The sequence below is a fragment of the Shimazuella sp. NTD247 genome, assembly GCF_059510415.1.
Genome location: NZ_JCAJZU010000002.1, coordinates 725918 through 737703 on the forward strand (window position 1 = coordinate 725918; position 11786 = coordinate 737703).

Here is an 11786-nt window from a genome sequence, read left to right on the forward strand (position 1 = left end):
CCTTATTTTCGTAAATGATAATCATTATCAATAAAGAGCAAAAAAAATAACAGACTTGCTTCAAATTACTTTTTCTTCTGGAGATTCAAAAATAGAGTTGATCAGATCGTATGTGAGACAGATCGGTTTATTCGTTCGAGGATCAGTCACGATTTCGGCATCTATTTGAAAAACGTCTTGTAGAGTAACTGCAGTAATTACCTCTTCAGCAGTTCCCTCTTTGATGATGCTTCCTTGTTTCATTGCAATGATTTGATCAGCAAAACGCGCAGCATGATTTAAATCGTGTAATACCATTACAATTGTTCGTTTTTCTTTTATATTTAACCATTTGAGAAGTTCAAGTATCTCCAATTGGTGGGACAAATCGAGGTATGTCGTTGGTTCATCTAACAAAATAATATCTGTTTCCTGTGCTAAAGCCATCGCAATCCATACCTTTTGGCGCTGTCCACCTGACAGTGAATCCACTACTTTATGACGAAAAGCTTCCACTCCTGTCACTTGCAGTGCCCAATTGATGACTTCATGATCTTTTGCCGTGAGTTTTACCCGCTTTTGATAAGGAAATCTCCCATAGGAAACGAGTTCTGCAACAGTCAGCCCTTCTGGAGCGTCTGGGGATTGAGGTAAAATCGCCAACTTTTGCGCTATTTTTTTCGTAGATTCTTTATGAATCTCTTTTCCATCTAAAAATACTGATCCAGATTTGGAAGGATGGATACGAGCGATGGTTTTTAACAGGGTGGATTTTCCACAACCATTGGAACCGATAATAGTAGTGACTTTCTCATTCGCTATGTCGAGATTAATATCTTTACAAATCTCTTGATCACCATACGCAATATGTAAGTTTTCTGTATTTAATCTTGATTCAGCCACTCTCTCACCTCCCTATCAATTTATTTCTATGAAAACTATCCTGTTAACATTCATTGAGAATGATTATCAAACTCATGAATATTCTATGATGACCACAACTCGATGTCAATCAATTTATTTCTTTTGAACACAGAATTCCTAGCTTGAAAATATAAGAAATTTCATTATTATAATTCTTCTCCACCTATCATTATTACGATAAAATAGATATTAGGCATTCCCTCAAAAAAGGAGTTTCTATGCCTCAGACTGATCACCAGAAGAAGACGGTTACATTTACAGATGAGGATTTTCTAACACCTGATAGGCCACGTTCTAACAAGTTCCTCGGCAAAAATGTATGGTGGGTTGATCAAAATGGTCACAACCACAATACAAAGATTGTAGTCGTGCTCTATTCAGGCGGGTCCTCCTATAATCCTTCTAATGTAGTGAAAATTCTCCGTCCAGGAGATGACCCTTATCTGTTCGAAGGGGTAACTTTCATCAACAAGGCGACACCAAGGCAGAAGTAATTTCATACCTGAGATGATCCTATTTCCGGACAAGACAATCCAGTCTTGTCCGGAACTCGTTTTATGGCAATTAGCATTTCTATAAAAAAATAATAATAGCACCTCTACAGCAGCTCATTTATTACTCGATTTCATCCAATGCCAATTGTTTTATGAGAGAACTTGCTGATAAAATTTCCATTGTTTGTTTCTCCACATCATACTTCCACCCTTGATCCATCGCATATTCAATCAGACGAACAGCTATACTCGGCTTATAGAAATTAACCAACCAAGCATCTTTCCATGTAAAATTCATAAGAAAATAGGTCGATTTCGATTTTGCTGAATAGATTCGAAATCGAACTCGATCAGGCCTCTCTAGGACTGAGTAAAAAAAATCGTATCCTCGAACATTTATCTTTTTGAAGTTTTTTCTCGCTGTTTTCATTTGAAATCCTTCCCATATAGTGATATTTTCTTTCATCCGCTCTAATTTGTATAGGATTGTTCTGTTGTCATTATACATGAACGGCCGAAATTATATTGTCCACAGCAGTAGGAGGAATTCCGGCAAACTGTCGGGAAGATTTTTAGAATTGTATTCTTTTTATACCAGTTCTCGGTCTGTTTAGGCAGGTAAACCATTTCCAGCATTAATGGGGGTTATTCCTTTCATAACAGCAATACATTAGCGCTGTACCCGCTTTTTAATTGGCAAAAAAATACATATCTTTTTAAAAAATGCCTTATTATTTAGAAATAATTCCTGCTATTTCCAAGTAAATCGTCGTCTTCTTTTTATAAAACTATTGAATACATCTTAGATTTGTATCATTATTAGAGGAGAGGAATGGAAATTTGAATGGCAATGAAGGAGATATATACCATGGCTGTAAAACTCAATGGAGTGAAGGTAAACCGAACAGAATTTATGCTCTGGCAATACCAACACAGTGTCACCAAACGTAAAATTTTGCAGACTTGGCGGCGGGATAAGCGAAAATTTTTTAAGTCTTTGATTTGGGAACAGAGCACAAATGAAAACAAAACCACCTCCTATGCCATCCGCTTTTTTAAAGATTTCAAATCCCTCTTGTTTCAATCGTATCGAGAAGAATTTCCTGATCAAGAACCAACCCTTATTGATTTATGCGATTGGTTGTCCGATAACGCGGCCATCTGTAAATATATCGATAATGAATTAGATCAGAGAACCTGGCTGGATATAAGAAGATGTGCCAGAATACTTGTAGATGGAAAACTAAATTAGTATTTTGATACTAGACAAGCAAATAGCAGGATGGGAAAATTTCCGTATTAGATACGATTTATGCGAAAGGAGTTTTTCCACTGAATCTGTTTGACAATGCAGGAAGACAACTTCCGAATATGAATGAGTATAAACTTGCCAATTTCCTCGAACCAACCATTCCCAGATACCGCCACATACTAGGTGTTGTACGCAATATGAGAGAATTACTGCCAAAAATACCTGTTCCAAAAGAGTGGGAGCCGCTCTTAATTCAAGCTTGTTACCTCCATGATATCGGCTATAGTGCGAAACTGAACCAACACCATTATCACCAGCTGGATGGTGCTATTTTTGCTGCTAGTCAAGGGTATCCAAAATATATCATTGCTGCACTGCTCTTTCATAGTTGTGCATATGAAGGTGTTTTGTACTCAAGAGAAGATTTAAAGCCGATATATGAGCAACATCTGGCATTATTGGATGAAATGGATCGAATGTTTATTGATTTGGTGAGCTATTGTGATTTACATACTACCGCAACAGGAAAAAAGACAACTCTTCGCGAACGGGTAGATGATGTAGCTGTGCGTTATGGTGAGGATCATGAGGTGACAAAGATTATGTTTGCAAATGAGCCTATCTTCGTAGAGATTATTGAGCGAGTGAATCAAATGAAGGTGTCATAAAATGTACTGCCCCTCGCGCCACTGGATGCGGCGGAGGGGCATGCGTGATCTACCTCTTTTTTCCAGTCTTCTCCTGCCAGAGATTCATGGCAGTATCCGTTGTCAGCGTGAGGGCTCGCTGCAAATGCTTTGTGTCCGTGTCCACAATCTTCCGATACTGCTGAACATCAGTATCACGAAGGGCCATCAGATCGATGACAGGCTTACCAGCAGGAGCACCTACCGGCTCACCAACATAGACAACTCGTGTAGCACCTCGAATATCAGCTGTGAGAAGACCCGCTGCCCACTTCAATTTGGAACCACTGGAAACCTTCCGAGCACCTGCCTGCCCGATGGGGATTACGATGCATCCAGTCTCGTTCATCAGACGAGCAGCACCGTTCTTGATCTGAACAGGCCAATAATCGGAAGAGTCTGGGCGCTTAGGAATGTGAGCTTCCGGATACATCCCAGCAGCACCCCCAGCTTTCAGGATATCGCGAGTTTTTTCATATGCCTTGATTGCATTGGCAGTACCGCGTTCCACCTTGATGAAATTTCCACGTTTGAAGTATTCCTTCACAATGGGAACATCCCACAGGAATTCAGCAGCCATGTAGTGAGGGTCAATCCCCAAACACTTCATCGCATAGTCGGGTCCAGCAACATCCCCCATCGTTGTATGGTTGATGATGAACAGAATCCCCTTGTTTGCCTTGCGGCTGCTCTCGATGAGCTCAGGGATACCAGGCCACATCATCATGTGAAGAGGACCAAGCACTTCGTTTGCGTGCTTGACATTGCGAAGCTTGAGCTGAGTCTTGATCGACGGCTTGATCGGGACAATGTCCGACATGGACAACTCCTTGAAATAAAGGGACAGAACTAGCTATAGATTATCATATTTATTGAGAATAATACCACAAAACAAAATGGTTTCTTCCCATTAACTTTCGAAAAGACGCTTATCCAATTTTGGGTTACAATAAAAATGAAAGGAGCAAGAAAAAGTGAAGTTATCTGCGGAACAGTTACAAAAAAGAATTTCAGTAGCAAGCAAGCGAACACCAGCTGATCTCGTGATCACCAACGGAAAAATAATCGATGTCTTTACCTTATCGATCATCCATGCGGATATAGCCATTGTTGATGGGTTTATTGTTGCTATTGGTGAAAATTATACAGGCAAACAAATACTTGATGCCAAGCATAAATATATCTCTCCGAGTTTTATCGATACACACGTACATATCGAATCATCGATGGTAACTCCTGCAGAATTTGCCAAAGTAGTGCTGCCACATGGAGTGACAACCGTTATTACTGATCCGCATGAAATTGCCAATGTATGCGGAAAAGATGGGATTGCTTTTATGCTCGATGATTCTGATAATCTTCCATTGGATATCTTTATCATGCTGCCTTCCAGTGTGCCTGCGACTCGCTTTGAAAATGCTGGTGCAGCATTGCTTGCACCCGACTTAGAACCTTTTTTTGCTCATCCAAGAGTTTTAGGATTGGCAGAAGTGATGGATTATCCAGCTGTACTGCAAGCAGAAGAAGACATGCTCGATAAAATCGCCACTACACTGGAACATCGAACACAAATCGACGGACATGCAGCTGGTTTGGATCACAATGCTATCAATGTATATCGCAGTGCGTATATTTCTACTGATCATGAATGTATTTCTGCCGAAGAGGCATTAGAACGTATCCAACGCGGCATGTATGTGTTAATTCGGGAAGGCTCTGGAGCCAAAGACCTTGCAGCTATCATTCCTATCGTCCATGCACATAATTCGAGGCGTTTTGCCTTTTGCACTGATGACAAACATTTGGATGATTTGATAACGGAAGGCAGTATTGATCACAGTGTTCGTCTTGCCATTCAACATGGATTAGATCCTTTGCTCGCTATACAGCTAGCTTCATTAAACGCAGCAGAATGTTTTGGTTTCCGGCACAAAGGGGCGATTGCACCTGGATATCAAGCAGACTTTTTGTTATTGGATGACTTAGAAAACATCGATATCCATCAAGTATGGAAAGATGGAAAGTTGATCGCGGAAAAGGGAGCAATAGTAGATAACAAACAAAAGATTACTACCCCGCCTTCTTCTATTTGTCAGACCATTCATTTGCCTAAAATCAATAAAAGAGACTTACAAATTCCACTAAAAACGGCGAAAGCAAACGTCATCGGCATTCAACCGAACAGTCTTGTCACCAAACATCTCGTACAAGAGGTAACCATATCGAATGGTAACTTTGTTGCTTCTTCAGAAAAAGACCACCTAAAAATCGCGGTTCTTGAACGCCATCGTGATACAGGGAACATCGGATTAGGAATTGTATCAGGGCTTGAACTAAAAAATGGGGCAATCGCATCAACCATTGCCCATGATTCGCACAATTTGGTTGTCGTCGGCACGAATGATGCGGATATGATCACTGCCATTCATGCAGCTGAACGGATGCAAGGAGGACTCGTTATTTCCAAAGGAGAACAGATCATTGCTTCGCTCTCCCTTGAAATAGCCGGGCTGATGTCATCACGCCCATATGAGGAAGTGAACCAGCAACTTACATCGTTGCATCAGGCACTCGATCAGATAGGTGCACCAACAAATTTTAATCCATTCCTCATCTTGTCTTTTCTCTGTTTGCCTGTAATTCCAGACTTAAAACTGACAGATAGAGGATTATTTGATGTTACCAAGTTTGAACATATCTCTGTTTCTTTATCATGAATTTATTTTTTCCCGCTCTTTTGATAGAGCGTTTTTTTATGAACAATTATGCAAAAATTTTCAATTTTACAGTTTTAGTGTCAAAGATAATATAAAATAATTGCTAATATTACTGAAAAAGGATGATAAGATGAAGCAATGGAAACAAACGATTTTACCAATCCTTTTACTCAGCTGCTTATGTTATTTGGTTCTGCCTTTCCCGTTATCGGACGCCAAACAAAGTACAGGGTTTACCAATTTAGGCGGGCAGATAAAAGGAATTACTATTTATGAAGCAGCATTTGGTAAAGACAAACAGGGAAATGCTGTGGTCTATGCAGTCGTTACAGGTGATCCTGCGCAATTTACCATTGTTGATCTGAAAAAGCGAAAACTGATCAAATCGCTGCCTTTGCCAACTGCTACTGGTGCTTGGGCAATCACTATTGCAACCGATGGGAAAGTATGGGTCGGCAGCTACCGCGATGGACATGTTTATTGTTATGATCCAAAAACGGAAAAACTGTCCGACTTGGGTCGTTCCTCAGCAGATAGTGATGTATTATTCGGATTAACAGCTGGGCCGGATGGTTCCGTCTACGGAGGATCGTTTGGGAAAGCAAAAATTTTCGGATACACCAAGACGGGCACACCGATCAGCTTTGATTCTGTTTCACCAGGTGATACCTATACACATGATGTGGTCTACAATTCACAGAAAAAAACACTTTATGTGGGAATTGGTTCTACGCAAGCAAAAGTGATGCGGATAAAACTATCACCTGAAAATAATCAACCGGTTTCTGCACCCGAACAAATATTACCGCAAAACTATCAATCTCAAACCGAAGCTTATGATTTGAATGATATTGCTGGAAAATTATTTGTTAAACTGCACCCCAGTTTTCAAACCATTGTACTGAATCCAGAAACAAAATCTGTTGATAAGATTACAGATGGTACCACCAAAGAAAAGTTGGATCATTTCGCCAGTGATTCCCGTGGTGTTTCTCCTCTTGCACCTGATGGCCGATCTGTCTATTACTCCAATAAAGGTTACTTATACCGCTATGACATAAAAAGCCAGACATATTACGCTGTCGTTGATGCAAAAAAACAAGTTGTTTCCTTAAACAAAAATCCAGTCATCGGATGGAGCTGGATGGAGTTCAAAGAAAAGAATTTTCCAGGTAAAACATTGGTTGGTTTGGCCGGAAATTACGAAGGAGGAGCTTTTCGGTATAACCCTACAACAGGAGCTTTTGAGTATTTTCTTCTGCCATTTCCACCTCAGCCTATCGATTTGTATCATGTAATTGCTGATAAAGCTAACACCATTTATACGAATGCCTACTTAAATGGCAAGGTGAGTACCTTCCAGACAAATAATAATAAGATAAAACCGCTTGGTAGATTTGGACAAATAGAAGGTTGGACATGGCTAAATGGCAAACTATATACAGGAACATATCCTGATGGAAAATTCATGGAATATGATCCAAACAAGCCTTGGAAAGAGGAAGAAAATCCAAAAATATGGTTTTCGCTGCGAAAAGAATATGAGCAAAATAGACCAGTCGCGATGATAGCGCAAAAAGATCAGATTTATATCGGCACTACCCCTGACTACGGAAAATTTGGCGGAGCGCTGACGATGGTAAACACATCCCATCTGAATAAACCAAATGTATATCGTAATATCGTTCAAGATCAATCAGTTACTGCGCTGACAATGCATAATGGAATCATCTGGGGCGGAACGAGTATTGACGGAGGCGGAGGAACCCATCCAAAAGCTTCGGAAGCTAAATTATTTGCTTTTGATCCAAAAACTAAGAGAAAAATTGGAGAATATTCTCCTTTATTATTAAAAAAAGTGAAAAAGATTACAGCACTAACTGTTGGCGATGATCAAACAATATGGGGAATTGCAGATGGATATATATTCTCCTTTCAACCAACGTTAAAAATACCTGTCTTTCAGCAGCAGCTCATCCAAGATGGCATTGGACAGGGTGCTGGTATCATTCAACATCCTAACCACCGTATCTATGCTGTTACGGATGGACGCTTCTTTTCCATCCAACCATTAACCAAACAAATCGAAAACATCCCCTATACCAACGGTTTATATCGTCTAACCTTACAAGGGAATCACTTATACATGAAAGATGGAACAGCATTGACAACAGGGAAAAACTTAATATGCTACACGCCAGACAATCGAAATCTTCCACTGTTCAAACAACCACTTCGTTCTAAAGTCAAATATCGTTTGAATGACTTCTAAGCAAATGCTTTGATATATAGAAAAAACCCTACCGACTCCACATTCAAGCCGGTAGGGTTTTCTATATTCTGGATTCGTTTTTCACTTTATTTGGAAAGCGTATCGATTTTTTCTTGTGGTGCTAAAACATTATTTACTTTTTCAACCACAATGGTGTGATCTACCGTAAAAGTTGCAGTACCTTTCAGGTTTTCTGATGATGCACCGACTTTTACTTGATAAGTGCCTTTTTCCAATACCCACGCAGATGTGCTTTCATCAAATGATGCTAAGTCTTTGGCATTTAATTCAAAGGTTAGATTTTCTTTTTGACCAGGTTTTAATTCTTTTGTTTTTGCAAATGCTTTTAATTCCAACTCAGGTTTTGCCAACTTTCCATTTGGAGCATGTATATACACCTCTACTGCTTCTTTCCCAGCTTTTGTTCCTGTGTTTTGAACCGTAGCAGAAATTTGGATCTTATCTTTCAATTGTTTTTGATGTACTTTTATCTTACTGTAATCAAATTTGGTATAAGATAGTCCATATCCAAATTCATAAGCTGCTTTTACATCAAATGTTGTATTATAACGATAACCCACATAGACATCTTCTCCATAAACCACTTTTGTTGGATTATCGGAAGGAGTCCCTGGGAAATTTTCGGCAGATGAAACATCACTATAAGTTAATGGGAATGTCTGTGCCAATTTACCTGAAGGGTTAACAGCTCCAGACAATACATCAGCTACTGCATTTCCTGCCTCTTGCCCTGGCTGCCAAGCCAACAAAATACCATCGACTTTATTCCTCCAACTTGCTACTTCAATTGGACCGCCAATGTTCAAAACGACGACTACCTTCTTGTCTTGTGCATGATATTTTGCTGAAACGTTGGCAATCATTGCTTGCTCTTGATCCGTTAGTAAGAAGTCGCCTTTTTCATTTTTCCGATCAACGCCTTCACCAGAATTTCTGCCAATCACAATTACACCAGTATCTGTTGAATTTGCTGCTGTTTGAATCTCATCATCACTCAATGATTTTTCTGGAATCGGCGGCGTAACTTTCCCAAATGCAGCACCCCAAGGACTGTCTTTAATTTTATATTCATCCATCTGTCTCAAAGTAGAAATATAGGATTGATAACTTTTATATAGTGTTTCGTCCAACTTAAATCCAGCTTGTTTCAAACCATCAGCGATGGAAACCGTGTAGGCGGCATTCACATCACCACTGCCAGTACCACCTTTGATCGTTTCAATCTGGGTGTTTCCAAACAAGCCAATTTTTCCATTATTGCTTAAAGGCAAAGACACATTATTATTTTTTAATAACACCATTCCTTGAGCTGCTGCTTGGCGAGCTACTTGGGCATGTGCTTTCAAACCCGGTTTATCGGTATGTTTTAGATTTTTAAAGGTAGGGCTTTCCAATACTGTTAAAAGGAAATTTTTAATGTTGCGATCCAAAATCTTTTCATCCAGTGTTCCATTTTTAACAGCATTTTCAATCGCTGTGGATTGAGCCGGTGTTCCAGGCATAATGAGATCATTTCCTGCTTTCATTTGCTCAACTGCATCCGTTCCAGCAAACCAATCACTCATTACAAAACCATCATAGCCCCAGTCTTCCCGTAATACCGTTGTTAATAAATCTTTGTTTTGCGATGCGGCAGTTCCATTGATTTTATTGTAGGAACTCATCACAGACCATGGACTAGAATCTTTCACTGCTGTTTCAAAACCTCTAAGGTAGATCTCTCTCAATGCTCTTTGTGATACGACTGTATCGATCGTCATCCGATTGGTTTCCTGGTTATTGGCAGCAAAATGCTTAATCGTGGCTCCTACACCATTTGATTCCACTCCATTTACCATTGCTGCTGCCATCTTTCCAGAAATCAGAGGATCTTCAGAATAGTATTCAAAATTCCTTCCATTTAATGGATTGCGTTGGATATTTAATGCGGGAGCTAACAACACATCTATTCCATATTCGCGAACTTCATTGCCTTGGGATTTTCCAACGGATTTTACGACATTGGTATCCCATGTAGAAGCGAGCGACGTAGCGATTGGAAATGCAGTTGTATAATACGTATTCGTATCTCCTTCTCGGTTTGGCAAAATACGCAGACCAGCAGGGCCGTCCGCGAAAAGTAAACTTGGTATATTAAGACGTGAAATCGCGTATGTTTGGCCAACTGCACCTGCAACACTCGCGGTTGGGTTACCCATAAGTCCAGGCATTCCCGTTCCCACAACAAGTTTCGATTTTTCTTCTAGTGTCATTGCATTTATCACTGCGTCAATCGAATTTTTATCTACTAGTTTTGGTGTAGTTTCTTGTTGTTTCCCCTTCGCAAACGCATGGATACTATTAACACCAACTGTAACAAATAAAGCCAATGTCATAGTTGTTATCGTAACTTTTAGTAGTCTGCTATATGACTTTTGTTCTCTAGGCATTACTTCTCCTCCTATTGGTTTCTTCTTTGGTTGCCAACTGTTTCTCCTTTCTGCGCCCTTAAAAAAGAAGAGAATAATAGATTTCTAAAATCATTTTATTTATATTGAAAACGCTTTTATAGTAAAATATAAAGAAAAATAGTATGTAAACGCGGAGGACCTACATGAGGTTTGAATCGGAGAAAAAAAGCGGGAATTTCGAATATGACAACGGAATCGCAAAGATAATAGACGCCCAATTATCCTATCAACGTCAACATCATTTTTTCCATAGTAATTTACATGAAAAACAGATTATGAACGCTATTAAAGAAGGAAAAATCGATGAGTTAATCGCCTATTTAAAACAGCCTGCAAGAGAAGGAATAGGGACTCTTTCCAAAAAAAGTTTGCTCCGAAACAAAAAAAACTTAGCCATTTGTGGAATTACGTTGGCGACAAGAGCAGCAACGGAAGGCGGTCTCCCACTGGAAGAAGCATATACAATGAGTGATATCTATATTCAACATATAGAGAATTTATCGGAAATAATCGCAATTGATCAATTTCTCCATGCCGCATTTTGCGAGTTTACACAGCAAGTACTGAATCATAAACAGAAAAAATATTCAAAAATAATAGTTCGATGTCAGAACTATATTTCTCGCCATTTATACGAAAAATGTTCCATCACTGACTTGGCTGACACCATTCAACTGAATTCAATTTATTTATGTCAGCAGTTTAAAAAAGAGGTAGGAATTTCTTTACGTGAATATATTCAACAGGAAAAAATAGCAGAAGCAAAGCGATTATTAACTTCTACTTCCCATTCATTAACGAGTATTTGGACATTTCTCCATTTCACAGATCAAAGTCATTTCACCAAAGTGTTTAAGAAATTTACGAATATGACTCCAAAACAATATCGAGATATGTATTAAATACATTGAAAACAATGCAGACTTCTATCAGATTATGTACAGGATATTTTTCGAAAATCTTATATAAAAACCCTCTCTTCAGAGGGTTT

The 11786-nt window shown here is 39.3% G+C and carries 10 protein-coding genes; 6 read left to right on the forward strand and 4 right to left on the reverse strand.

Annotation, left to right across the window (positions count from 1 at the left end; all coding sequences use genetic code 11):
• Positions 1–60 precede the first annotated feature (60 nt).
• On the reverse strand, positions 61–882 hold the full coding sequence (locus AC5WOC_RS08335) for an ABC transporter ATP-binding protein (protein ID WP_496054929.1): 822 nt from the start codon (positions 880–882) through the stop codon (positions 61–63).
• Positions 883–1121: 239 nt separating this feature from the next.
• On the opposite strand from AC5WOC_RS08335, the gene AC5WOC_RS08340 reads away from it, so the two are divergent.
• Positions 1122–1397 (forward strand): hypothetical protein, encoded by a 276-nt coding sequence (locus AC5WOC_RS08340; RefSeq protein ID WP_496054930.1) that lies wholly within the window; start codon positions 1122–1124, stop codon positions 1395–1397.
• 121 nt (positions 1398–1518) lie between these two features.
• Here the strand turns inward: AC5WOC_RS08340 and AC5WOC_RS08345 are convergent, their stop codons facing one another.
• A complete protein-coding gene (locus AC5WOC_RS08345) occupies positions 1519–1827 on the reverse strand; it encodes a hypothetical protein (protein ID WP_496054931.1) in 309 nt (102 codons plus the stop codon).
• A 438-nt stretch (positions 1828–2265) separates the two neighbouring features.
• On the opposite strand from AC5WOC_RS08345, the gene AC5WOC_RS08350 reads away from it, so the two are divergent.
• Both AC5WOC_RS08350 and AC5WOC_RS08355 read left to right on the forward strand, forming a co-directional pair.
• The gene (locus tag AC5WOC_RS08350) at positions 2266–2649 is read left to right on the forward strand and encodes a hypothetical protein (protein ID WP_496054932.1); all 384 of its coding nucleotides are present in this window, start codon (positions 2266–2268) and stop codon (positions 2647–2649) included.
• Positions 2650–2768: 119 nt separating this feature from the next.
• Positions 2769–3317: an HD domain-containing protein gene (locus tag AC5WOC_RS08355; RefSeq protein ID WP_496054933.1), complete on the forward strand. Its 549-nt coding sequence runs from the start codon at positions 2769–2771 to the stop codon at positions 3315–3317.
• Between the two features lie 49 nt (positions 3318–3366).
• Here the strand turns inward: AC5WOC_RS08355 and AC5WOC_RS08360 are convergent, their stop codons facing one another.
• Positions 3367–4155, reverse strand: a complete 789-nt coding sequence (locus AC5WOC_RS08360) for a lysophospholipid acyltransferase family protein (protein ID WP_496054934.1) — start codon at positions 4153–4155, stop codon at positions 3367–3369.
• 154 nt (positions 4156–4309) lie between these two features.
• Here AC5WOC_RS08360 and ade point away from each other — a divergent pair, with 154 nt between their 5' ends.
• Both ade and AC5WOC_RS08370 read left to right on the forward strand, forming a co-directional pair.
• A complete protein-coding gene (gene ade / locus AC5WOC_RS08365) occupies positions 4310–6052 on the forward strand; it encodes an adenine deaminase (protein ID WP_496054935.1) in 1743 nt (580 codons plus the stop codon).
• A gap of 130 nt (positions 6053–6182) precedes the next feature.
• A complete protein-coding gene (locus tag AC5WOC_RS08370; protein ID WP_496054936.1) occupies positions 6183–8324 on the forward strand; it encodes a hypothetical protein in 2142 nt (713 codons plus the stop codon).
• Between the two features lie 86 nt (positions 8325–8410).
• Here AC5WOC_RS08370 and AC5WOC_RS08375 read toward each other — a convergent pair whose 3' ends face one another.
• A complete protein-coding gene (locus tag AC5WOC_RS08375) occupies positions 8411–10774 on the reverse strand; it encodes a beta-glucosidase (protein WP_496054937.1) in 2364 nt (787 codons plus the stop codon).
• A 164-nt stretch (positions 10775–10938) separates the two neighbouring features.
• Here AC5WOC_RS08375 and AC5WOC_RS08380 point away from each other — a divergent pair, with 164 nt between their 5' ends.
• Positions 10939–11697 (forward strand): helix-turn-helix domain-containing protein, encoded by a 759-nt coding sequence (locus tag AC5WOC_RS08380; RefSeq protein ID WP_496054938.1) that lies wholly within the window; start codon positions 10939–10941, stop codon positions 11695–11697.
• The last annotated feature ends 89 nt before the right edge of the window (positions 11698–11786 follow it).

Excerpts from the sequence above, each read along its gene's own strand:
- AC5WOC_RS08340 (WP_496054930.1), top strand. The coding sequence starts at position 1,122 with ATGCCTCAGACTGATCACCAGAAGAAGACGGTTACATTTACAGATGAG.
- AC5WOC_RS08345 (WP_496054931.1), bottom strand. The coding sequence starts at position 1,827 with ATGAAAACAGCGAGAAAAAACTTCAAAAAGATAAATGTTCGAGGATAC.
- AC5WOC_RS08350 (WP_496054932.1), top strand. The coding sequence starts at position 2,266 with ATGGCTGTAAAACTCAATGGAGTGAAGGTAAACCGAACAGAATTTATG.
- AC5WOC_RS08355 (WP_496054933.1), top strand. The coding sequence starts at position 2,769 with ATGAATGAGTATAAACTTGCCAATTTCCTCGAACCAACCATTCCCAGA.
- AC5WOC_RS08360 (WP_496054934.1), bottom strand. The coding sequence starts at position 4,155 with ATGTCGGACATTGTCCCGATCAAGCCGTCGATCAAGACTCAGCTCAAG.
- AC5WOC_RS08370 (WP_496054936.1), top strand. The coding sequence starts at position 6,183 with ATGAAGCAATGGAAACAAACGATTTTACCAATCCTTTTACTCAGCTGC.
- AC5WOC_RS08375 (WP_496054937.1), bottom strand. The coding sequence starts at position 10,774 with ATGCCTAGAGAACAAAAGTCATATAGCAGACTACTAAAAGTTACGATA.
- AC5WOC_RS08380 (WP_496054938.1), top strand. The coding sequence starts at position 10,939 with ATGAGGTTTGAATCGGAGAAAAAAAGCGGGAATTTCGAATATGACAAC.